The sequence below is a fragment of the Sinobaca sp. H24 genome (genome assembly GCF_023845525.1).
Genome location: NZ_JALBWT010000009.1, coordinates 139,553 through 162,507, shown reverse-complemented (window position 1 = coordinate 162,507; position 22,955 = coordinate 139,553). Strand labels below are relative to the sequence as shown.

At 44.3% G+C, this 22,955-nt stretch carries 15 protein-coding genes, 7 pseudogenes and 1 riboswitch; of the genes and pseudogenes, 4 read left to right on the top strand and 18 right to left on the bottom strand.

Features of this window, described 5'->3' with window-relative positions; genetic code table 11:
- The 3 genes and pseudogenes from MMY81_RS14120 to MMY81_RS14110 form a co-directional block, all read right to left on the bottom strand.
- A pseudogene (locus tag MMY81_RS14120) lies at positions 1-197 on the bottom strand (nitroreductase family protein); the annotation flags it as partial.
- 154 nt (positions 198-351) lie between these two features.
- Positions 352-697, bottom strand: a pseudogene (locus MMY81_RS14115) (type II toxin-antitoxin system PemK/MazF family toxin).
- A gap of 107 nt (positions 698-804) precedes the next feature.
- Positions 805-1,068 (bottom strand): hypothetical protein, encoded by a 264-nt coding sequence (locus MMY81_RS14110; RefSeq protein WP_252313414.1) that lies wholly within the window; start codon positions 1,066-1,068, stop codon positions 805-807.
- A 242-nt stretch (positions 1,069-1,310) separates the two neighbouring features.
- Positions 1,311-1,493, top strand: a riboswitch (Lysine riboswitch).
- A gap of 155 nt (positions 1,494-1,648) precedes the next feature.
- On the opposite strand from MMY81_RS14110, the gene dapA reads away from it, so the two are divergent.
- Together dapA and yidD are read left to right on the top strand one after the other, a co-directional pair.
- The gene (gene dapA / locus MMY81_RS14105; RefSeq protein WP_252313413.1) at positions 1,649-2,539 is read left to right on the top strand and encodes a 4-hydroxy-tetrahydrodipicolinate synthase; all 891 of its coding nucleotides are present in this window, start codon (positions 1,649-1,651) and stop codon (positions 2,537-2,539) included.
- A 75-nt stretch (positions 2,540-2,614) separates the two neighbouring features.
- On the top strand, positions 2,615-2,848 hold the full coding sequence (yidD, locus tag MMY81_RS14100; protein WP_252313412.1) for a membrane protein insertion efficiency factor YidD: 234 nt from the start codon (positions 2,615-2,617) through the stop codon (positions 2,846-2,848).
- Here the strand turns inward: yidD and MMY81_RS14095 are convergent.
- From MMY81_RS14095 to MMY81_RS14055, 9 genes and pseudogenes are all read right to left on the bottom strand, one after another.
- Positions 2,845-3,765, bottom strand: coding sequence for a DMT family transporter (locus tag MMY81_RS14095; protein WP_252313411.1), 921 nt, complete (start codon positions 3,763-3,765; stop codon positions 2,845-2,847). The two genes, yidD and MMY81_RS14095, sit on opposite strands and share 4 nt — an antisense overlap.
- A 12-nt stretch (positions 3,766-3,777) precedes the next feature.
- Complete coding sequence (locus tag MMY81_RS14090; protein WP_252313410.1) at positions 3,778-5,163, bottom strand: hypothetical protein; 1,386 nt, start codon at positions 5,161-5,163, stop codon at positions 3,778-3,780.
- 151 nt (positions 5,164-5,314) lie between these two features.
- A complete protein-coding gene (locus MMY81_RS14085; protein WP_252313409.1) occupies positions 5,315-6,511 on the bottom strand; it encodes a M24 family metallopeptidase in 1,197 nt (398 codons plus the stop codon).
- A gap of 25 nt (positions 6,512-6,536) precedes the next feature.
- Positions 6,537-7,951 (bottom strand): annotated as a pseudogene (locus MMY81_RS14080) (aldehyde dehydrogenase family protein).
- A 62-nt stretch (positions 7,952-8,013) separates the two neighbouring features.
- A pseudogene (locus MMY81_RS14075) lies at positions 8,014-9,044 on the bottom strand (homoserine dehydrogenase).
- A 19-nt stretch (positions 9,045-9,063) separates the two neighbouring features.
- Positions 9,064-9,285, bottom strand: a complete 222-nt coding sequence (locus tag MMY81_RS14070) for a M20/M25/M40 family metallo-hydrolase (RefSeq protein WP_252313408.1) — start codon at positions 9,283-9,285, stop codon at positions 9,064-9,066.
- Positions 9,272-10,033, bottom strand: coding sequence for a M20 metallopeptidase family protein (locus MMY81_RS14065; RefSeq protein WP_253075963.1), 762 nt, complete (start codon positions 10,031-10,033; stop codon positions 9,272-9,274). Before MMY81_RS14065 ends, MMY81_RS14070 begins: the two co-directional genes overlap by 14 nt.
- Before the next feature lie 26 nt (positions 10,034-10,059).
- Positions 10,060-10,272, bottom strand: a complete 213-nt coding sequence (locus MMY81_RS14060; protein WP_252313407.1) for a hypothetical protein — start codon at positions 10,270-10,272, stop codon at positions 10,060-10,062.
- 4 nt (positions 10,273-10,276) lie between these two features.
- Entirely contained in the window at positions 10,277-11,509 is a 1,233-nt protein-coding gene (locus tag MMY81_RS14055) for a cystathionine gamma-synthase family protein (RefSeq protein WP_252313406.1), read from the bottom strand.
- A 381-nt stretch (positions 11,510-11,890) separates the two neighbouring features.
- Between MMY81_RS14055 and MMY81_RS14050 the strand changes: the two genes are divergently transcribed.
- On the top strand, positions 11,891-13,414 hold the full coding sequence (locus tag MMY81_RS14050; protein WP_256497907.1) for a PucR family transcriptional regulator: 1,524 nt from the start codon (positions 11,891-11,893) through the stop codon (positions 13,412-13,414).
- Here MMY81_RS14050 and kapB read toward each other — a convergent pair.
- The 6 genes and pseudogenes from kapB to MMY81_RS14020 form a co-directional block, all read right to left on the bottom strand.
- Positions 13,411-13,779, bottom strand: a complete 369-nt coding sequence (gene kapB, locus MMY81_RS14045; protein ID WP_252313404.1) for a sporulation phosphorelay system protein KapB — start codon at positions 13,777-13,779, stop codon at positions 13,411-13,413. The two genes, MMY81_RS14050 and kapB, sit on opposite strands and share 4 nt — an antisense overlap.
- Positions 13,780-13,808: 29 nt before the next feature.
- Positions 13,809-14,033: a hypothetical protein gene (locus MMY81_RS14040; protein ID WP_252313403.1), complete on the bottom strand. Its 225-nt coding sequence runs from the start codon at positions 14,031-14,033 to the stop codon at positions 13,809-13,811.
- 126 nt (positions 14,034-14,159) lie between these two features.
- Positions 14,160-15,633: pseudogene (locus MMY81_RS14035) on the bottom strand (glutamate synthase subunit beta).
- A gap of 81 nt (positions 15,634-15,714) precedes the next feature.
- Positions 15,715-20,304 (bottom strand): annotated as a pseudogene (gene gltB / locus MMY81_RS14030) (glutamate synthase large subunit).
- Positions 20,305-20,558: 254 nt separating this feature from the next.
- Positions 20,559-21,258: pseudogene (locus MMY81_RS14025) on the bottom strand (NRDE family protein).
- Positions 21,259-21,300: 42 nt separating this feature from the next.
- Entirely contained in the window at positions 21,301-21,711 is a 411-nt protein-coding gene (locus MMY81_RS14020; RefSeq protein ID WP_252313402.1) for a DUF2203 domain-containing protein, read from the bottom strand.
- A gap of 196 nt (positions 21,712-21,907) precedes the next feature.
- Between MMY81_RS14020 and MMY81_RS14015 the strand changes: the two genes are divergently transcribed.
- On the top strand, positions 21,908-22,945 hold the full coding sequence (locus MMY81_RS14015; RefSeq protein ID WP_252313401.1) for a toxic anion resistance protein: 1,038 nt from the start codon (positions 21,908-21,910) through the stop codon (positions 22,943-22,945).
- Positions 22,946-22,955 lie beyond the last annotated feature (10 nt).

Sequence of the window (22,955 nt, the reverse complement as noted above, 5' to 3'; positions counted from 1 at the left end):
TCCTCCGGCCAATTCGGCTAACTTTCTTTTTTGAACGGATCTTCTATACCAATAATCGTATAGGCTTGAACAAAGCTTGAAGTTGAGGCAGACTGGGCAGCTTTTACGAGCAGTTCTACTGTAGCTGTGTCAAGAGGTACATCTTTAAACTGTCTTATCGAACGGTGATCAAGAATCGTTTCTATCGTCTTATTCATATCCATTCCCCTTTTTCGTTTTATTCGATAAAAAAACACGCTGCATCAGCGTGTTTTATTGTAAATTAGGTTGTAGGCAGCAAAAAAAGATATGCAGACTGCAGGCACTGCAAGTCTTTTTTCACTAAAATTATGTAAGGGTTCGTTTAAGTTACTAGACTTCTTTAGTGCCAAGGCTTATTTCCAGGCCTTCTTTGACACGCTCCATCGTTTCGTCGTCCAGATGAGTAATTATCTGTAAGGCGCTGCTTATCAATTGTACGCAATTGTTCCAGCAAAATAACACTATCTCTGTCAAAACGATGCTTCTCAGCATCAATCTCTACATGAGTTGGAAGTTTGGCCTTTTTAATCTGGGCCGTGATTGCAGCTACAATGACAGTAGGACTGAATCTATTCCCAATATCATTTTGAATGATAAGAACGGGTCTTACCCCTCCCTGTTCCGAACCTACAACTGGAGACAAATCAGCAAAAAAAACGTCGCCTCGTTTTACTATTTTTTTGGATGAATAGTGATCCTGACTACGTTCACTCAACTCATCTGTTCACCTCCTTGGTCTTATTTCAGGAAATAAGAAACGCCAAAGAAGGCGGTTTTAGCTGCCTATTTAGCAGCTAAAACCAATTCTCCGACCGTTAGGGCTTCAGATTCCGCTTCTTCAAATTCACGGCAGACCTGTGCATTAAGCTGGGCCATCTCCAAATAGCCATGCTTCATTTTTTCCTGCATGTCTCTAGATTTTCTTTTCTTAATCTGATCGAGAAGTACATCGTGAAAAAATGAATCTTTTTCCTGCTCTGTTAAATGTTTGATCTCAGAATAAAGATCCTCTCTAAGTTCAAACGCTACTTGGTGAAATGGTGACATATCAAAATGACCCCCTGCATATTTATTCCTTACCCATAGTATAAAGCAAATATGCGTGTATTGAAAATAATATTTTTCTTTTTTTTATATTATCCTATAATAAAGCCTTTTTAACGATAAATATAGGATAAACCTAGTGTCTTTTTTTATTTGATCTGCCGATTAAAAACTATTGCATTATACCTTAATATTTGATAAGGTGACGGTACAACAAAATGTTATATCCTACTTCTTTTAGAAGAAGTGAGGTTAGAGGTGCAAATACTATCAGTAATCCGCCGGAGAAACTTGAGTTTCTATGAAAGCTGATAAAAGGAGTATTTGCCGAAGCTTTTTCGATTCTCAAGAATCAAAAGCTGGTTTCGTATTTAATAGATACGGAACTGTCATGCAGCCATCCGGCTGTATGGAGGGCTATCTCACGCTTTAACGGTTCTTATATCCTGGAAACGTTAAACAGCAATGAGGTCTCTCCTGTTGCTGTTTTTTTGTATGGAAAAACGCTCCGGGAAAGTACCTTGCCCTCACTCTATTCGTTTTGTGATTTTGAAACATAAATCTCAAGAAAAGGGTGATTGTAATGATGAATTTTGGAAGAATTAGTACAGCAATGGCGACGCCATTTGATAAAGATGGGGAGATCGACTTCCGTTCCCTCACAAGCCTCGTAAACCACTTAATAAGCAACGGCAGCGAAAGCTTGGTCGTAGCAGGAACTACTGGAGAATCACCTACACTAAGCCGTGAAGAAAAGCTGATGCTTTTTGAACATGTAGTATACGTAGCCAACGGCCGGGTACCGGTTATTGCAGGTACAGGCTGTAACAATACACGTGCTTCCATGGAATTAACAAAGCTCGCCGAAAAAACAGGCGTGGATGCTGTAATGCTCGTTACTCCTTATTATAATAAGCCTTCTCAGGAGGGAATGTATCAGCATTTCAAAGCCGTTGCCGAAGCCACCACTCTTCCGGTTATGCTTTATAACATCCCGGGACGCAGTGCAGCAGGGATGATACCGGAAACGATTATCCGTCTCGCTGAGATTGAAAATATCATGAGCGTTAAAGAAGCAACCGGCAACCTGGACTGGGCCTCCCAGATTATTTCCAGCACACCGGATTCTTTTCTTGTTTACAGCGGTGATGACAGCCTGACGCTGCCAATGCTTTCCGTTGGAGGTACTGGTGTTGTATCTGTATCCTCTCATATTATTGGAAATGAAATGCAGGATATGGTGCAGAGCTTTTTAAATGGAAATACCGCTTACGCTTCCAAGCTTCACCGGGAGCTGCTTCCAGTCATGAAGTCTATGTTCTCCGCACCAAACCCTGTCCCTGTCAAAGCTGCGCTTGAAATGCAGGGTATTATTTCCGGAGATGTCAGGCTTCCTATGGTACGCCTGACTGAAGAAGAAGCTGCGCTGGTTTTTACGGCTATTGAACCGAAAAAATCGCTTTATGTTGGATAGCACATTTTACTCATTACAAAAACAGCCCCGCATGCAGCGGAGGCTGCTTTTTTTCGAAAAGAGGCGCGATACGCTGTGAAACACCTTTTTATTTGGATGATACGAGGCTATCAGCGATTTATTTCACCCTATACCCCCCCTACCTGCCGCTTTTACCCTACCTGCTCTCAATACGGATACGAGGCCTTTTCCCGATTTGGAGCACTTAAAGGCGGCTGGCTCACCATGATACGTATCTGCAAATGCCATCCCTTTCATCCCGGCGGTATTGATCATGTGCCGGAAATACAAAAAAAAGAAAAGCTTTAATAGGCTTTTCTTTTTTGTATCCACTTTTGTTCAAGATAGCCGGTTCCCATTAAGACCCCGGCTACAATTAATACAAAGCCGACTCCTTGCAGCATGTAAATAGATTCACCTAAAAAAAGAACAGAACTTACCATGCCAAAAAAAGGAACAAAATTATTAAAAACAGCCGTTTCCCCCGCTCCTATTTTTTGAATCGATAAGTTAAATACTTGATGTCCTAAGGCCGTTGCTACTATGGAGGATCCGAGAAAGATCCACCAGACTCCAGAAGGTATCGTTCCGAGCGGCGGCAGCCCTCCCGGTTCAAGCAGCGCACTAAAAATAAACAGTCCTGCCGAGCCAACAACAAACATAATACCGGTCACAAGCCTCGGTGAAAGATCTATCGTCGCTTTCCTAATAAACACGAAGCTTAACGCCTGGGCAAATACCGCAGCAAACATTAAGATATCACCGGAAGCCACGCTTGCCAGCCCGCCGCCGGCTCCTGCAGCAATGACAAGACAGACGCCTGCAAATGCCGAAATAATTCCGATAAACTTAATTCTCGTAAAAGGATCCCCTAATATAAGAAGGGCCAGAATAGAAGTAAAAATAGGAACAAGCGCCACAATTAACGAGCCGTTTACAGCAGTTGTATTTGCGAGTCCAAATGCCAGAAACAAGTGATGAGCCGTTACTCCTGTCAGGGACGCGAAAGTAATATAAACTGCCTGTTTCTTAGTCAGGCGCCGCCATTCTCCTTTAATGGAAATAATGACTGCCAGTACTAAGCCGGCTAATAAAATTCTCCATGACTGCATTGCAGCTGGAGGTACGTATTCCACTAAAACCTTAATAGCTACTACGTTCATTCCCCATACAATCATCACGCCGAATAACAGCATATAATTTATCCACTGTGCTGAATTATTCATAAAAAGACCCCTTTATATTCCTATGCTTTGAAACCAGTGAAGCCCGCTTAACAAAATAATAAAAACAACATACACCGTTACTAAAAAAGGGGTGTTTTTTCTAACTAGTTTCCAGGCAGATATATTCATTAAATTAGAAGCCATAAGAACTGATCCGGAAAAAGGAGAAAACTGTGTAGCCAGCATCCAGGCAGATAACATCAGCATCCCCATAAACGACGGGGTAACGCCGAACAAAGCAGGGTCAAGTGATCCCCCTATTCCGATCACGATAATAACAGGATGAATGCCTATAAAGGCAAGTCCCATCGCCATCGCTATTAACAGAGCAGACAACACCGGAACGGCTCCCCCCGACCATTCAATCAATACATGGGAAAGCACTTCTCCTGCCGGACTTAAAGACAATGCTTCACCAAAAAAACCAGCCGTAATAAAAATACCGAGCTCATTATACAATCGCTTAAAGCTCCAGCTTACCTGCTCGTGTGCGTTTACTGTATACCTCCGGAGCATACGAAGCACCGAGGCCCATATTAAAGGATATATTAATCCCAATAAGACAACGACGGTCAGCATACCAAACGGCAGTACCATTTCCATTGTAAAGGACAGCAAAAGCAGCAGAACGACAAATAGCACGAACAATCTGAGCTGCTTTTGCAGGGAGGCCTGCTCCTCGTTCTCCGCGCGGTTTACTCGTTCATCCGGAGCAGCAAAAGTAGAAGATGGAAAAAACAAGGCTACAATCACACTATAGCAGATGCCCATGATCAGGCCGTATCCTCCAATATCTGTCCATGATAAATCGTACAGTACTAGAATCAGAGCAACATTGACAAAATAAGGAGACCATAGCATACAAAATCCAAACCCTCTAATAATCAGCAGGCCAAAGCGCTTATTCTCAAAAGCAGTGAAGCTCTCAGAACCAATTTTATGTACAAGCGGCATAGAGCCCAGGTTCAATAATGATCCCATACCGGCTGTTAACACATACCCGAACAAATACGGTCTGGACCGGTGTTTTAATTCTCTTTTCTGAAGTGCATGCTGCAGAGCCTTTAAAAAACCGGCTTCGCTCATAAACACACCGAAAAACGGAACGAGGATAAACAATGCAAGCAGGTTCATGTTTTCTCCTAAACTAAACAGCATGAGAGGTGCCGTTTCCCGGTAAAGTATAAACATCCAGAACCCGCTGCCAAGCAGCAGAATAATAATACTTCTTGTGAAACGATCCATTCTTGACAGAGAACACAAAAGCAGAACCCCTGCAGCTGAACTATATACATATACAGCACCCGGCATGGAAAATATTTCTTCAGCTAAATAAAATAGCACTGCCAGAAAGGTAACGTAGCCCAGTAACCGTTCTATTATTGTTATATGCTGCATGCGTTCTCACTTCCCGCCCAGTGCCAGTAGTTGAATCCTTTTTTAAACAGTATTTTCATCGTACCACCTCCGCAGGGGTTTGGAAAGTATCCCTGCAAAGAGAAAAAGCCTTCGGCTGTATTCAGCTGAAGACTTTCGCTTCTTCTTAAGATTAGAAAAGCTGTTTGCTTTTACTGGAGTTTGCTTCCTTCACATACAATGGTTTTGGGAAATCTGCGAACGTTTCGCACCCATTTTCTGTAATAAGAATGGATTCCGTGATCTCAACACCGTAATTATCAAGCCAGATGCCCGGCATTAAATGAAACGTCATGTTCGGCTGCAATATCGTCTTATCGCCTTTTCTGAAGCTGACGGTGTGCTCACCCCAATCAGGAGGGTAGCTGAGTCCGATAGAATAACCTAGACGGGACTCTTTGTAATAGCCCCGCTTAGCAATGGTACGGCTCCAGATCGCTTCCACTTCTTCCGCAGTCATTCCAGGCTGGATGGCGTCAAGCGTCGTTTCAATGCCTTCCTGGACGACTTTGGAGAGCTCCGTCACTTTATCCGGTGCATGTCCGATTGCCATCGTTCTTGACATCGGCGTATGATAGCGCTTGTACGCCCCGGCTATTTCAATCGTTAAATAGTCTCCTTCTACATAACGGCGGTCCGTCCATGTTAAATGAGGGCTGGCCGTATTTTCACTAGTTGGAATCATCGGTACAATAGACGTGTAGTCGCCGCCGTATTCCGCTGTTCCCCGTATTTGCGCTGCGGTGATGGCAGCAGCTACATCATTTTCTCTTACACCTACATCTGCCGTTTCATAGGCTGCTGTCATGGCGTTTTCCAAAATTCTTGCAGCACGCCTCATATATTCTATTTCCAGATCTGATTTGATTAAACGCACCCAGTTTACGAGTGTATTATAGTTTCTGAATTCAGCATCGGGCAGCTGGGTCGTAATACGCTCATAGCACATGGCAGTGAAATAGAACGAGTCCATTTCGAGGCCGATTTTTCTGGACCCCTGGCCAATTTCTATAAGAATATTCGCCACAAAGTCCATTGGGTGTTTAATAGAGGACTGCACAAACTCATCCGGATAAGGAATAATGTGATTCTCATCAAGCCAGGTAGTCACTTTTGCGCTGTGCGCATCCATTTCCCTTCCTATCCAGATAGGCTGCTCTTCGTCTATCATCACTACCAGTATTTGATGGACATAAAATGACCAGGCGTTATACCCTGTTAAATAGTACATATTAGACGGGTTGGATACCAAAAGTACTTCTATTCCATACTCCATCATTTTTTGCTTTGTATGGTTCATTCGAACTTTATATTCATCAAGAGGAAACATTACTCCACTCCTTCAAAGCCGATTTTTAATAGTCTTCCAATTTGAAACAAATAATCCGTTTTTCTGACATTTCTTCAATCGCAAATGCTACTCCTTCACGTCCTAGACCTGAACCTTTCACTCCGCCGAAGGGCATAGCGTCGATACGAAAATCACTGCTGTCATTAATCATGACGCCGCCGACCTGGAGCCTGCGTGCAGCCTTCATAGCAGCATCAATATTTTTAGTGAAAATGCCTGCCTGCAAGCCGTAGTTCACCTGGTTGGATCGTGTAATAGCCTCATCGAGTGAATCGACGGGAAAGATCATAACAACTGGACCGAATACTTCTTCTTTCACAATAGTAGCATCCTCCGGCACATTTTCCAGAAGGGTTGGATGATACAAAGCTCCTTCGCGCTTTCCACCGGCAAGTACATTTCCTCCGGCATCCAGTGCTTCCTCGACCCATTCCTGTACCCGCATCGCTTCTTTCTCATTAATCAGCGGGCCCATGTCCGTATCTTCGGAAAGCTTTCTGCCTAATTTTACTGAGCTTACCGCTTTCGTCATGTGTTTTTGAATTCGTCATACACACTGGATTCAATGAATATCCGCTGTACGCCTAGGCAGTTCTGACCGGAGGCCGCAAAGGCTCCGGATGTAAGGGAGTCTGCTGCTTTTTTCAAATCTGTATCTGCCATTACGATTGCCGGCGAATTCGAGCCAAGTTCCATAGACAGCTTTTTGAGGCCTGCTTTTTTCGCAATGGCTTCCCCTGTTTCAAGGCCGCCGGTAAAGCTGATCATGTTTACTTTGCTGCTTTCTACAAGCGTATCGCCAATGTCTCTGCCTCTGCCTGTAATGACCGTAAGGACCTTTTTTGGAAGACCGGCATGCATAAGGGCTTCAGCGAGCTTTAATGCACTGAGAGGAGTCTCCGTTGCCGGTTTAACAATCATAGCGTTCCCTGCTGCAATGCCGGGACTCACTTTATGGGCTACGAGATTTAACGGATCGTTAAAAGGTGTAATCGCAGCGATAATTCCTACTGGAAAATGATAATAATAGCCCATGCGGTTTTCATTACCGGGCATTTGATCAAAATTAATCGATTCCCCTGTTAAACGTCTCGCCTCTTCTGCACCGAGCCGGAGCGTTTCAGCCGCCCGCTTTGCTTCTCCGCGCGCTTCATTAATTGTTTTACTGCCTTCTTTAGCAATCGTCTCCGCGAATTCTTCTCTGCGCTCATCAATATATGCTGCTGCTTTGTTTAAAATATCCATTCGTTCCCGTACGGTAAGGGATTCTGCAATAGCGGCTCCTTCTTCGGCCACTCGGATCGCATACTCCATGTCTTCCTTTGCAGCCGCCGGTACGGAATCAATCTGCTCTCCATTTTCAGGATCATATACAGGGATGCGGTCTTCGCGATCCACCCATTCTCCGCCTAAAAGCATTTTTCTTCCAGCTGTTGTTGTCGCCATATTGCTTCTCCACCTTTCTCGTACTGTTAAATAGATTATTTTTTCATGTTCAGCAGATCTATCAGAAGAGCAAAGCCAGTTTCCGGGATACCTGCTCCGGCGCCAATAAGCGTTACCGGACCGGATAAGTCACAATCATAGGTTACGGCGTTAAGCGCTCCGTTAATTCCGGCAAGCGGATCATCAAGTTTCAAGCGTTCCGGTCCGACTGATGCAGTTACCCTTCCGTCTTCCTGAACTACTTTGCCTATCAGCTTCCAGGTTTCCCCGTTTTCTTTTGCCTCTTTCATATCAGCAGGCGTCAGGCTGGTTATGCCGGTTCTGGACACTTCTTCTTTTGTGATCGAAGCTCCCATTACGACATTAGCCATTATGACCATTTTGTACATGACGTCATATCCTTCGATATCATTCGTCGGATCTGCTTCTGCAAAGCCTTTATCCTGGGCTTCTTTTAATGCTTCCTCAAATTCAAGACCCTGGTCCATTCTCATCAGCATATAGTTTGTAGTGCCGTTAAAAATACCTTTAATCTCTCGTATATCATTGCCCGCGAGAGAAGTCAGCGGCATTCTTATAGCAGGGGTACCGCTCATTACCGTTCCTTCAAACAAAAATTCCACACCTTTTTCAGAGGCCAGTGCCTGCAGTTCTTTAACCGCAAGAGCTACGGGTCCTTTGTTTGTGAGAACAGCGTTTTTTCCAGCTGCAAATGCTTTTTTACAATGATCAATTGCAGGCTGGCCGGTTTTACATCTGTGAATGTAATTTCGATCATCGTGTCTGCGTTTGATTTTTCTATCGTTTCGATACTGTCCCAGCCTCGTATCAGTCCGCTGCTTTCCGGGTACCCATCCAGATTTTTATGCTCTTTCAGTGAATCCAGCACCTGCTCCAGATTAAGACCTTCCGGGTCGTGTATAGAGCCTTTGTACAAATCGGAGATAGAAACAACTTGAAAATCTGTTCCATACTGCTCTTTAAGTTTTTCTTTTTTATCGATGAGTATAGAGGCCAGTCCCTGCCCCACTCCTCCAAATCCAATAAATGCGAGCTTGTGTGCCATACGCTCTCTCCTTTTCGGTTTACGTATTGCTTCCATTGCTGTGACGAAGGGCTGCGTTAACTAGTATAGCTGCGCCGACTGGAAGCACTGCCTCTTCGAAATCAAACTGCGGCATATGCAGTCCGCTGTGACTGCGCCCCGGTATACCGGCTCCGATAAACATCATAGCGGCCGGAACTTCTTTAGCCACATGGGCAAAATCTTCTCCGCCCAGGCCGTATGGTTCATCAAGGATCGTCATCTGCGGGAACATGCCGGATACCGTATGATGCAAAAAACTGCACCGTTTTCCGGTCATTCAATAAAGCAGGCTCCCCGCGGTGGATCGAGAGGGTATACGTCCCCCCAAGCGATTCAATAATAGTAAATGCCTGTTTTAATTCCTCTTCTATCCGGCTGCGGGTGCTTTCGTAATAACTGCGCATCGTGCCTCTTATATACACTTTATCCGGAATAACATTGTAGCTTGATCCGGATTTAATTTCTCCAATACTTATTACGGCAGGCTCAAGCGGCGAGATGCGGCGGGAACTCACTCCCTGCAATGCTTGCAGGAGAAAAGAAAGCATCCATGTTGGGTCGGTCCCCAGGTGCGGATAAGCACCATGTCCGCCTGTTCCTTCGATGACTGCTTCAAAGGTGTCTACGCTTGCCATGCTGGCTCCTTCATGAAGCCTGACCGTCCCCAGCTGGTGCTCGGGATCAATATGCAGCGCATACGCATGCTCAACGTCATCGTATATACCGCTTTGAAGCATATAGGAAGCACCGGTTGTACCTGTATGGTCTGTATCCTCTTCAGCGGGCTGGAATATAAATTTAATCGTTCCGGCGATATTTTCTACATTTTCAGAAGCCAGGTGTGCAGCGCCTAACAGCATTGCTGCATGGGCATCATGCCCGCAGGCGTGCATGACTCCTTCATTTTCGGAAACGTACTGGTGATCATTTTCTTCTGTAATAGGGAGCGCATCAATGTCTGCACGCAGGGCGGTGACAGGACCTGTTCCCTGCTTTAGAATTCCGACAACGCCTGTCTCAACCCCAGTGTCTTTTTACCTTTTAATACGGTCATGCCTTGTATTTTCTCCAGCTTTTCAGCAATGAAAGCGGATGTGTTTGTTTCCTGAAAGCTGAGCTCCGGGTATTGATGAAGCTCTCTTCTCCAGGAAGTAAGCTGCTCTGCCATAGCTTTTGCCTGATTATAAATATGGTGGCTGGAGTCCATGCATCTAGTCAACCTTTCTTTTAGTAGCTTTTGCTGCAACCGGCTCAGGCAGATACGCCAGGGCCTGGCTTAGATCTCTAATCAAGTCATCTGTATCTTCAATCCCTGCAGAATAACGAACGAGACTTTCCGGAATACCGAGTGCGGCTCTTTCTTCCGGTGTATTCTCAACATGGCTTGTAGTTCTTGCCGGTCCGACAGTCGTTTCAACAGAACCGAGGTTTGCGGCTCTATTGGCCAGTTCCAGTTTAGGAAGGAACAGCTTTACTGCTTCTAGTCCGCCTTTCATGGAAAAGCTGAACATGCCTCCGAAATCCTTCATCTGTTTTTTAGCAATATCGTGGCCTGGATGATCTTCCAATCCTGGATAAAATACCTGGTCTATTTGATCATGATTTTTAAGGAATGTCGCAATTTTCATAGCGGATTCACACTGCTGTCTGACGCGAAGATGAAGAGTTTTCATACCCCGGATCATAAAATAAGCAGCCATTGGATCCATGGTCGCCCCATTAATTTCACGATAATGGTAAACCTGTTCAACAAGCTCCTTGCTTCCGCAGATAACGCCTCCAAGCGCATCGGCGTGGCCTCCTAGAAATTTAGTAGCACTATGAAGAACCAGGTCCACTCCATATTCCAGAGGATTTTGGTTGATAGGTGTAGCAAACGTATTATCTACAAATACAAGTGCTCCCGCATCATGGCCGATTTTTACCATCTTTTCAATATCTGTAATTTTAACAGTTGGATTGGTCGGTGTTTCTAAATAAAGCACTTCGCAGCCTTTATTTACTTCTTCTTCGATTTGAGCCTCATTGCCCGTTTCACAGAGCATAACGTCTATATTCATCTGCGGCAGAAATTCACTGAAAATCTTATTTGTTCCGCCGTACGTATCTTTAACAGAAACAACACGGTCTCCTGGGCGGAGAAACGTAGCAAGAGAGTTGCTGATCGCAGCCATCCCTGTTGAGAAGCTGGTTGCAGCCTCTGCTCCTTCAAGCTCCTGGACTTTTTTTTCAAAGGACTCAACTGTTGGATTCGTGTTTCTTCCATAGATATGGCCTTTTGTTTTACCAATCGCTACATCATACCAGTGGTCTAAATCGTCGTACGTATAAGCCACACTATGCACGACGGGAACCTGGGACGCCCCAAAAGCACGATATTCCTTTTCGCCTGCCCATACTGATTTTGTTGAAGCTTTTACGTTGTTGTCTTTAAATTCTGTCATTTAAACCACTCCTTATTCATATACAATTTCTTGTCTACCTTCATTGTATAGAAACATTTGCTTTAATCCATTCATCAAATTGTATGAAGTTTCTGACGATGCGTATGACAAGTTGGATAATAGATTATCTAACATAAACATATGCTACAATAAATAAAAATAGAATGTACTGTAGAAAAAGTGGGGTGACGCCTTTGTTTACTGTAAAAGATGTAATGGATATTCCTGTAATGGATCAAGCACTCCTGCTTACAGCTTATGAAGCAAGCAAACAAAATCAAGTGGAGTGGGTATCTATTATCGAAGCCCTGTAGAAGATTTTGTCCGTAAAAATGAAGTCGTACTGACGACCGGAATCGGCTACAAAGACCATATAAAAGCCTGCTTACTTTTGTTCAGGAAGTAAGAGAGGCTGGCGCGGCAGCACTGGTTGTGTCTATAGGGCATTATATACCACAATTGCCGGAATCCGTCATATCCTACTGCAGCGAACACAAATTCCCTCTCGTTCAACTGCCATGGGACGTTCGATTCAGCGAGGTGACCCAGCAGATATCCTCTGCTTTAAACCAGGAGGAACGAGACGCTGTCAAGCGCTCCGATGGTATTCGCAAAGAACTGCTGGAAATCGTTCTGCGCGGAGAGGGGCTCGGTGAAATCACTACCTATCTCCAGCAGCAGCTGGAGATGCCGGTTATCGTGACTGACCGCCGCGGTCGCTTGAAACATCAGACAAGAAATGCCGAAAGACTTAAATCTCTTTGGAACGAATATCTTCTCAACCAGGGAGACCCGCTCTCCTACTCATTTGAAGACGGAGTGGAGGCCAGATCCCTTCCAAGCAATATGCATTGGATCAGCACTTCTGACTCCAGTATCCTTCAGCTGACGGTACAGACAGCACGGGAAATACAAGGATTTATATTAATTCAGTGGCCGAGTAAAGGAATAAAAGCGGAAAAAGAGCTCCTGGATCATCTTATACTTTTGGAACACACGGCGACTACATCTGCTTTATGTTTTCTTCATGACCAGACGGCTCTGGAAACAGAGCTTCGCTTAAAGGATGATTTCGTATGGAGCCTCGCAAAAGGAACATTTAAATCCCTGGATGATGCTCTGTCACGAGCTAAATCGCTTCACTATGATCTGGATACAGAATATCTATGCCTGATTGCAAAACCGGAAAACAACAATCAGCTTTATAAGCACGGAAATCACGCATCGCATTCTTATTCTACCTGGCTCCGTTCCATTGGAGACGTTCTTGAGGAAGAAACGTACCATGCCGGCCGTACGATGAATATAAAAACAATGAGCACTTTTCAAAAAGAAGAGCTGATCATTTTTGTAGAGCTCTTCACTGAAAAAAGCATTGAAACCGCCTATCCTTTTATTGATCTTCTGCAATATAGACTAGAACAGAAAAATCCCCAGGCTGTCGTATCCTGGGGAGTGGCAAAGACATATGGACGCTACTGCTTTAACGTGAGTTTTCAGGAAGCGAAAGCAGCGCTTGATATCGGACATGCTCATAAGGAAAAAGGATTTATCAGCACATATGCAGATACCCGTTTTGACCGTGCTTTATTTGCTATGACCGAAAATGAGGAACTTGAAGAAATTACAGAGATTACGATTGCCCCCCTCCGCAAATACTCTAAAGAGAGAGGAATAGATCTCGTTCACACGTTTGTCGTTTACAATCAGCATAAAGGAAATGTGAGCCAAACGGCGCGGGCCTTAAACCTGCACCGCCAGTCTCTCTTGTACCGTTTAAAAAAGATTGAGAACCTTACCGGATGCAGCCTCGATGACTCTGATGAATTATTTCTTATTGATTTATCCGTAAGACTCCATATGCTTCGATCTGGAACTCCCTACGGCTTTTCGTCTTTGCATTAAAAAGTATAATCTTCAGCTGCTTTTTGCAGCGTCTCGAGAGACTTCTTGTCAAAAGGAGTCTCTTTATTTTCCAATTCTTCATAATAAGCATTATATGCCTGCTTTAGTGTTTCATTATAGCTGCCGCCGCTGAGCTCTGCTTCTTTTACCATCGCAGTAGGGATCCATACTTTTTCAAATTCCGCCAGCGCTTTACGCTCATGAAACATCGCTACATCCACTTGATTTGGATTATGCAGATCCCCCTGTTTCGGGTGTTTACGAACTTCCCGGACTTTGATTAGTGATTTATCATTTTTTTCATCTATCTTCTCTCCGATATAAACTCCTGTTTTATAAGGAACTCGAACAATAGCTTTTTCCATAGTATATTTTCCTCCTATTTAGTGAATGCTCAGCCTCCGGGTGTTATCCATACAAACCAATGCCACAGTCTTTCCGACCAGGGAGTTAATGTATCATCCGCAAATGGACGAAGACTGCTGAGTCCGAATATATCATCTGCCACTATGATGGCAAAGGAAAGCATAACCGTAACAATAGTGGCTGTCAGTATTAGTACAATCACCGCAGCATAGACAGCAAGTATTCTAAGTAATATTTTCCATGCTTTTTTCATCGTGTCCCTCGTTTACTTAAGTGTTTTTTTCATCTTAACAAAGTTTTATAAAAAAATCACTTTTATTATGGTTTGTGAAATTATGAAAGCTTAGTAAAGAAAAACCCGGCTGCCCGGGTCGTTCTTTTATACTAAATTAGTTGCGCCCATCAAATATCTATCGCATTCTCTGGCTGCTTCACGGCCTTCATTAATAGCCCATACCACAAGGCTCTGGCCTCTTCTGCTGTCACCAGCTGCAAATATACCATCGCGGTTTGTTGTATATTTACCATATTCCGCTTTTACGTTACTGCGGCTGTCCGTTTCTACTTTCATGTCTTTCAAGATTCCCTGCTCCGGTCCGGTAAACCCTACCGCAAGAAGTTATCGCTCAGCTTTCCAGACACGCTCTGTATTTGGAATTTCTGTACGGACTTTTTCTCCATATCTTTCCATTCCGTTACTACATCAATCGTATGAAGCTCTTTTACCTGTCCCTTTTCATCGCCGACCAATTTCTTTGTCATCACTTTATACAGCACGTGGATCGTCCTCCACACTGCTTCTGCTTCTTTGTGCGCGTCTTCTTTACTGTGACAATTGATAAAGAGGCCACGGGTTGTCTTCTTTTCTCTTCCTCATCTTTTTGCACGTTAATGTCAACCTGAGTTAGAGCGTACAGCCGTGCGCAGAGAGGTTGTTATACAGTCTGCTCCCGTATCACCGCCAACCGATACGATGACATTTTTGTCTTTTGCATCAATAAAATCCTTGTCTGAATACTCTGAGTCGAGAAGGGATTTTGTGTTTTGGCGTAGAAAATCCATCGCATAATGAATACCTTTTAAATCATTTCCTTCTGCAGGTCCCTCGCGGTGCCCTTGAGATCCCGTACATACATAACGGAATCGTAGTCATTGTTAGTTCTTCCGAGGAAATCTCTTTCCAATCTCTACGCTCGTGCGGAATTCAATACCTTCTTCTCTCATAATGTTTAACCTGCGGTTGACGATCTGAAAGGAAGCTTTTACGTCGGGACTGCCGTATGTCAGCAAACCGCCGATGCGGTCATCTTTTTCACACGGTTACCGTATGGCCGGCTTTTGTTAAGCTGTGCGGCAGCGGACGACCTGCCGGGCCTGAACCAATTACGCAACCTTTTTTCCGGTTCTTTTCTCCAGGGATCTGAGGTTTTTCTCCCGCCCTCTTTAAAGCCTTTTTCTACGATTTGAAATTCTATCGACTTGATGGAAAGGATCCTCGTTGATAGCTACCGTACAGGAGCCCTCACATGGGGCCGGACATACTCTGCCGGTCCTTCCGGCAAATTGTTTGTTTTATGAAGCCTTGTCAGCGCTTCTTTCCATTTCCCCCGGTATACTTCATCATTCCATTCAGGAATGAGGTTGTATACAGGACAGCCGATATCGCCGGACCAGGCATGGAAGTACCTGTCTGGCAGAAAGGACTTGCGCAGTCCCTACCGCGCGCTGCCTGCTTTTCTACTTTTTCTTCAGGCATGATTATCGTAACTCCTGCCAGTTCTTTACTCTGGCCGCGGATCTCTCTTTGATGGAGTCTCTCTTTTATACTCCATAAATCCTGTAGGTTTCCCCATTTCCTTTCACTCCACATTTCTTCTTCTAGTCGACCTATGTGTTAAAACAGAGGGAGAAACTATCTTCCTTTATCTGCCTTATTAGTTTTTACCTGCTTCTGCCTTGCTGAGCTTGCTTTCATCAAAAGCCTGCATGATTGCTTCCTGCTCATCAAGTCCGCTGTCTTTTGCTTTTTGTATACGAGAGCATCTGCTTAAAGTCATGCGGTATTACTTTCACAAACTCGCTTACTTTATTATCCCAATCCTGCAGGAGACTCTCTGCAAGTGCGCTGTCTGTATATTTCAGGTGATTTTCCACCATCTGCTTTAGTTCGTTTTTGTCTTCGTCGCTTTCCACTTTTTCAAGAGCTGCCCATTTCTGTATTACAGTGGGTTTCGAAATGGCCGTCTGTGTCAAGAGCATACGCAACGCCGCCGGACATTCCAGCTGCGAAATTGCGTCCGCAGGTGCCAGGTTTACACAACGCCCCCGGTCATATATTCACAACCATGGTCTCCGACACCTTCCACTACAACCTTTATACCGCTGTTCCTTACGGCAAACCGCTCTCCTGCCATGCCACGTACATAAGCTTCGCCGGAAGTAGCTCCATAAAAGGTCGTGTTACCGATAATAATATTTTCTTCTGCAATGAATGTAGCCTCATCGGGCGGCACGACGGTTATTTTTCCACCGGATAAGCCTTTTCCGATATAGTCATTGGCATCTCCAATCAGGTTCAATGTCATTCCTTTTGGAACAAATGCTCCAAAGCTCTGACCGGCTGAACCTTTAAAAGTAAACCGTATCGTATCATCAGGCAGGCCGGCACTTCCATACTTCTTCGTTACTTCACTGCCGACAATTGTTCCCGTTACACGATCCGTATTCTGAATCGTAAACTCACCGAACACCGGCTCACTGTCTTCCAGAGCAGGCGCTGCTGCTTTCATGAGCGTTGTGCGGTCAAGAGAAACATCAAGGGAGTGATCCTGTTTAATCGTTCCAAAGTGCTTGGACTGATCGAGCTTTTTCGGACGATACAACAGATTAGTCAGATCAACCGTACTCGCTTTCCAGTTATCTACTTCCTGTTTCTGCTCCAGAAGATCAGTGCGCCCGACCATTTCATCGATTGTTTTAAAGCCAAGCTCCGCCATGATTTCGCGCATTTCTTCTGCTACGAACTCCATAAAGTTAACTACATCATCCGGCGTGCCCATGAACTTTTTGCGAAGTTCCGGGTTCTGCGTTGCTACGCCGACCGGACAAGTATCCAGGTGGCAGACTCTCATAATAATACACCCGAGAACGACCAGCGGAGCAGTTGAAAATGCATATTCCTCTGCACCAAGAAGGGTAGCAATCGCTACGTCTCTTCCTGTCATAAGCTTTCCATCTGTTTCCACCGTAATTCGATCCCGAAGATTGTTAAGAACGAGCGTCTGATGCGTTTCAGCCAGACCGATTTCCCACGGCAGGCCGGTGTGCTTGAGGCTTGTTCTGGCGGCCGCACCCGTACCTCCGTCATATCCGCTGATAACCAGATGATCTGCACGACCTTTGGCTACTCCGGCAGCAATGGTTCCTACTCCGGTTCCGGAAACTAGCTTCACGCTCACACGGGCCTCTGGATTAGCATTTTTTAAATCATGAATTAATTCAGCAAGGTCTTCAATTGAATATATATCATGGTGAGGCGGTGGTGAAATCAGGCCTACTCCTGCCGTCGTACCTCTTACTTCCGCTACCCATGGATACACTTTATTGCCGGGAAGCTGACCGCCTTCTCCAGGCTTGGCTCCCTGCGCAATTTTAATTTGTATTTCATCAGCATTTACCAGATAATGGCTTGTTACGCCAAATCTTCCGGATGCAACCTGTTTAATCGCACTGCGTTTCAAGTCCCCATTTTCTTCCGGGTTAAAACGCTTAGGGTTTTCGCCGCCTTCCCCTGTATTGGACTTTCCACCAATCCGGTTCATGGCAATAGCCAAAGCTTCATGGGCTTCTTCAGAAATCGAGCCGAAGGACATTGCTCCTGTTTTGAAACGTTTGACGATATCGGACACAGGCTCCACATCTTCTATAGAAATCGGGTTCAGACCGTTCTTTTTAAATGCGAGCAGACCGCGGAGCGTTGTCTGTTCCTTTTCCTGTTTATCGATTGCGTCTGAATATTTTTTGAATAATTTATAGTCTTTTCGTTTTGTTGCATGCTGAAGCATATGGATCGTGTGCGGATTGTACTGGTGAGGCTCGCCATTTCTTCTCCACTGCAGATCATCACCCGGATCGAGTGTCTTGTCCTGTCCTGCAAGTTCGGTATACGCACGACGATGTCTCATCATTACTTCTTCACCGATCATATCAAGCGTTACGCCTCCGATACGTGAAGGTGTCCACGTAAAGTAGTCATCCACAACCTGCATATCAATGCCGATCGCTTCAAAAATCTGGGCGCCGCGGTAGCTTTGGATAGTCGAAATACCCATTTTGGATAGTACCTTCATAACTCCCTTAGTAACGGCTTTAATGTATGTCTGAACAGACTCCACGTAGGAGGTGTCTTCAAGAAGGCCGTCTCTAACCATGCCGTCAAGAGAATCGAATACAAGATAAGGGTTCACTGCTTCTGCACCGTAGCCCAAAAGCACGGCGAAATGATGTACTTCCCTTGGTTCTGCTGATTCGACTACCAGACTAACCTGGGTACGCAGCCCGTTGCGAATTAAGTGATGATGGAGACCGGACAACGCAAGGAGTGCTGGTATTGGCGCGTAGTTTTTATTAACATCGCGGTCACTTAAAATAAGAATAGTTGCTCCCTGTTCAACTGCACGGTCAGCTGCGTGAAACAGTCTCTCCATAGCAGGCTTCAGGCCGGCTGCTCCTTTTTTGCTTTTAAAAACCATCGAAAGCGTAACGGACTTCAGGCCTTCTTTTTTATTTGAACGCAGTTTTGCTAATTCTTCGTTATTAATAAACGGCGTTTTCAAATAAAGATGTCTGGCACTTTCTGGTTCCGGATGAAGCAGGTTTCCCTGACGTCCAATAGATGTGCCAATAGCCGTTACAAGCTCTTCGCGTATCGCATCGATCGGCGGATTGGTCACCTGGGCAAAAAGCTGCTTAAAATAGTTGTATAAAAGCTGTGGACGTTTAGAAAGCACCGCCAGCGGGGAATCGTAACCCATAGAGCCTACAGGATCTGCCCCTTCAAGAGCCATCGGTTTGATCATTTTTTCCATTTCTTCATACGTATAGCCAAAAGCAAGCTGTTTTGTTTCAAGCTGCTCAAAGTCGGTATTGTAAACGTCACGGCTTTCCAGTACATCTTCCAGATCAACCATATGTTCCTCTACCCATTGCTTATAAGGCTTTTCTGAAGCAATTTCATGCTTAATTTCTTCATCTGGAATGATTCTGCCTTCTTCCATATCAACAAGCAGCATCTGGCCTGGATGAAGTCTTTCTTTATAAAGTACATCTTCCGGCTCAATATCAAGAACACCAACCTCGGAAGACATTAGTATGTGATCGTCTTTTGTTACATAATACCGGGCAGGGCGGAGTCCATTCCGGTCCAGACAGGCTCCTACCTGCTTTCCATCTGTATAGGCTATTGCTGTAGGACCGTCCCACGGTTCCATCAGTGTGCTGTGAAACTGGTAGAATGCCTTTCTCTCTTCGCTGATGGAAGCATCATTCTGCCACGGTTCCGGAATCATCATCATCGCTGCATGAGGCATTCTGCGGCCTGCAAGCGTGAGGAATTCAAATGCATTGTCGAACATCGCTGAGTCGCTTCCGCTTTGGTCGATTACCGGGATTTTATTAATATCTTTTTCAAACACTTCCGAACGGAAAATAGCTTCTCTGGCGTGCATCCAGTTTACATTTCCTTTAATCGTGTTGATTTCCCCGTTGTGAATTAAATAACGGTTCGGGTGAGCTCTTTCCCAGCTTGGAAATGTATTTGTAGAAAAACGCGAATGCACGAGTGCAACTGCTGTAACAAATGCAGGATTTGAAATATCGAGATAAAATTCCTTTACCTGAGCTGTTGTAAGCATCCCTTTATACACAATAAGTGCGGAAGAAAAACTGGCAAAATAAAACGCATCATTTTCCTGAAGACCGTTATGCGCTTCATCTTCACTGCGCTTTCGTATAATATACAGCGCTCGTTCAAATGCTTCCCTGCTTTTTATATGATCAGGTCGCTTTACAAATACCTGTCGGATCGTAGGCATTGCTTTTAAAGCAGCTTTTCCGAGAGTGCTGTCATCAAACGGCACATCTCTCCATCCCAGAAGCTCTACTCCCTCCTGGCTGATTATATCTTCCACCTGCTGCTCGCATTTGCGGCGTCTGGATGCATCATTGGATAAAAAAGCCATCCCTACTCCGTAAAAGCCTTCCTCGGGAAGAGAAAATCCTAGTTCAGCTTCCTCTTTAAAAAAACGGTGAGGAACCTGCAGCAGAACTCCTGCGCCGTCTCCTGTGTTCGGCTCATCACCCTGTCCGCCTCTATGTTCGAGATTTCTTAAGATCTGCATCGCTTTTTCTACTATATCGTGCGACCTTTTTCCTTTAATATTTGCTAGAAAACCAATACCACAGTTATCGTGTTCAAATTGAGAGTCGTAAAGACCCTCCCTCCGTGAATATACAGGCTTTGTCATTGCCCTCTCCACCCCTCTGCTACTATATATAATTCATTTACTTCTTATTTAATATACAAAAGCATATCATTTTTTCTGACATTTCGGCAAATTATATCACATAGAAAAAAAAGTATTGAAAACGCTTTCTTTAAGGGTTTGACAGAATTTTTTATTTATTCGATGAATGTATAGTGATAAACACCATTACATATTTATACAATTATTCCTGATGGGTATGCTCTTCTGCAGTAAAGGCAACCGACCGGTCTCTGTCAGCTTTTCCCATCTTCATTTATAAGTCGTTCTGTAATCTCAACTTCTCCTTTGTTGTTCATTAACAAAATAGTTTGAGATCTTGTACCGTATTCTTCCATCTTAATAAAAACCGGAGACAGGTCCTTTTCCAAGTCTTTTCCTACTCCTGTATTCGGCAGCTTCTTTTCTTCATATTTCCGTTTACTGGAAAGACAGGAGGAACAATTCTTCCCTGCTGATCTTCTCACGAGCGGCGGCTTTTTTTACTCCTGATTTTAACTCCTCTACTTTAGGCCACGGGGTGTCAAGCGCTGCGTTGCTTAGTCCATAGAACCCTTTTTTTAGTCTTACAGGTGCTTGATCATTTTGGTTGGAGTGATAATACACTTCTTTAATACTGCCCGTAAGCAGATTATAACCGGAATAACGGAATCTGTTTGTATGGAGGGTTTCTAAATAATCTTCCAGATTTTCCGCTTCCAAAGACTCTTTTACAATAAACCCCCTCGACAGGTCCCCCGGCTCCTCCAGTGGATTTCTTACGTTCGTAACGAGAGCAAAGCGCCCTGCTTTTGTCACTCCCATCCAGGTTCCTCCGAGCTTTAAATCCTTCCCGGCGATAATGGGGGAATCCGTCCATTCATGAAGCGGCTCTGTCGGTCTTTCAAAAAATTCATCTCGGTTTGCAGCAATGATCAGCGGATAATCTGACCTCATGTTATAGCTCATTGTTAGTAAACACATGTACGTCTCCCCTATTTATTCATCTATATAGTTTACCTTTTTTCTTTTTTTGTACGTTTCAAAAACGCCATGATAATGAAGAATTTCCGACTCTCCCTGCTTCCAGCATAAAAGAACGGGGCTGCCGTCTATTTTAGCAGGAAAATCAACCAGTCCCTGATCAATACTTTTCACGAAAATGCTTTTACTTTCCAGCTGTTTTATAAGCTGACGGGATTGAAATTCCCAAAAGTCAATTCTTGCTTCGAGCATAAACAGCTTTTCTTCTTTTGTATTACTGCCGTCAAAGCCTTCCTGCTTGCGGTGAAGACGTACGGCCAGAAGTTCACGGTATTTCAGCTGCAGCTCCTGCAGAACATGCATTTCTTCAGCAAGATCTTCCAGTGTTTTATTTGCTTCTTCAAGGGTAAAATAATAGGAAAACACGTTAAACGCTCCTTTTTTATAACAAATCGCCTTATATCTGCTTCTGCTGGTCTATCCATTGAAACGAGCGATGAGGTTAATCGTATCTAATAATGAGTAAAATAGGAAGTCATTTGCACACAGTTTCCGGCAAAATGATATAATATTTTCAATATAGATAAGTATGCTTTCGCACGATTCCAAAGGAGGATACACAATGGATACGAATGAACATCTAAACGATAATAAAGAAAAAAACACTTCTAAAGAAGCGGAAAAGTTTATACAGCGTTTTCGTGAATCTAAAGATACAGATGCCCTTCTCGCCTCTCTTGGCGGACTGGGACAGTCTGAACAGAAAAGCGCCGGAGACTCTCTTGACTCTTTAAAACGGCCTGTAAAAGAAATGATGAATCAAGAGGGGAATGATCTTCCCGACAGGTTGTATGAGCTTAAAGGAATGGTCAGCGAGCTGGAGCCTGATTACTTGAATGAAACGAAACTGCAGAAGACCTGGAACAAGCTTCTCCGCAGAAATCCAATTGAGCAGTATTCCAAAAAGTACGAAACGGTGGAAGCCCAGGTGGAAAACATCGTGGAGGCCCTTCTCATAGGACGCGATAAGCTGCAGGAAGATAATCTGATGCTTGATCAGCTGAAAATAACAGCTCGTGAGCGAATAACCGACCTGGAACAGCAGATTGAAACAGGCCGCCAGCTAAATGACATGCTTGAACAGGAAATGACAACAGAGGAATGGAAAGATAACCCGGCCGAACTTCAAAAAGGCCAGGTGAAAGTGATTTCCCGTGTTAAAAATATGACCCAGTCTGTGATGGTGCTTCAACAATCCCTGGCAAGCGTCGATCTTATTAAAGAAAATAACGAAAAGCTGGAAGAAGCCGTATTTAACGCGATCACAATGACCAAAAATATTATTACGGTAACAGCGTCCATCCAGCTGGCACTCGGCAACCAACGAAACGTTATTAATGCTGTTAACAGCGTAAACGAAGCAACGGAGAATATGATCTTAACAAATGCTCAAATGCTCAAGTCCAATACGGAAGATACACTGCGCACGCTTGAAGAGCCTGCTGTCGCAATGGAAACGTTCCGGAAAGCCTATTCTGATGTCCAGGAGGCAATTGAATTAACCGAACAGTCCAACGAGCGCATTGTACATTCTGGAAAACAGTTTATTTCTGAGTTGGATGAGTTAAATAAACAGATGAAAACAAAACTGCTCGATTAAGTGAAAGTAA

What these genes read in the sequence shown, in the direction of transcription:
- MMY81_RS14095 (WP_252313411.1), bottom strand. Translation starts at nt 3,765, where the DNA reads ATGAATAATTCAGCACAGTGGATAAATTATATGCTGTTATTCGGCGTG.
- MMY81_RS14085 (WP_252313409.1), bottom strand. Translation starts at nt 6,511, where the DNA reads ATGTTTCCTCTTGATGAATATAAAGTTCGAATGAACCATACAAAGCAA.
- MMY81_RS14015 (WP_252313401.1), top strand. Translation starts at nt 21,908, where the DNA reads ATGGATACGAATGAACATCTAAACGATAATAAAGAAAAAAACACTTCT.
- MMY81_RS14110 (WP_252313414.1), bottom strand. Translation starts at nt 1,068, where the DNA reads ATGTCACCATTTCACCAAGTAGCGTTTGAACTTAGAGAGGATCTTTAT.
- kapB (WP_252313404.1), bottom strand. Translation starts at nt 13,779, where the DNA reads ATGGAAAAAGCTATTGTTCGAGTTCCTTATAAAACAGGAGTTTATATC.
- MMY81_RS14040 (WP_252313403.1), bottom strand. Translation starts at nt 14,033, where the DNA reads ATGAAAAAAGCATGGAAAATATTACTTAGAATACTTGCTGTCTATGCT.
- MMY81_RS14070 (WP_252313408.1), bottom strand. Translation starts at nt 9,285, where the DNA reads ATGACGATCCTTGATGAACCATACGGCCTGGGCGGAGAAGATTTTGCC.
- dapA (WP_252313413.1), top strand. Translation starts at nt 1,649, where the DNA reads ATGATGAATTTTGGAAGAATTAGTACAGCAATGGCGACGCCATTTGAT.
- MMY81_RS14055 (WP_252313406.1), bottom strand. Translation starts at nt 11,509, where the DNA reads ATGACAGAATTTAAAGACAACAACGTAAAAGCTTCAACAAAATCAGTA.
- MMY81_RS14090 (WP_252313410.1), bottom strand. Translation starts at nt 5,163, where the DNA reads ATGCAGCATATAACAATAATAGAACGGTTACTGGGCTACGTTACCTTT.
- MMY81_RS14060 (WP_252313407.1), bottom strand. Translation starts at nt 10,272, where the DNA reads ATGGACTCCAGCCACCATATTTATAATCAGGCAAAAGCTATGGCAGAG.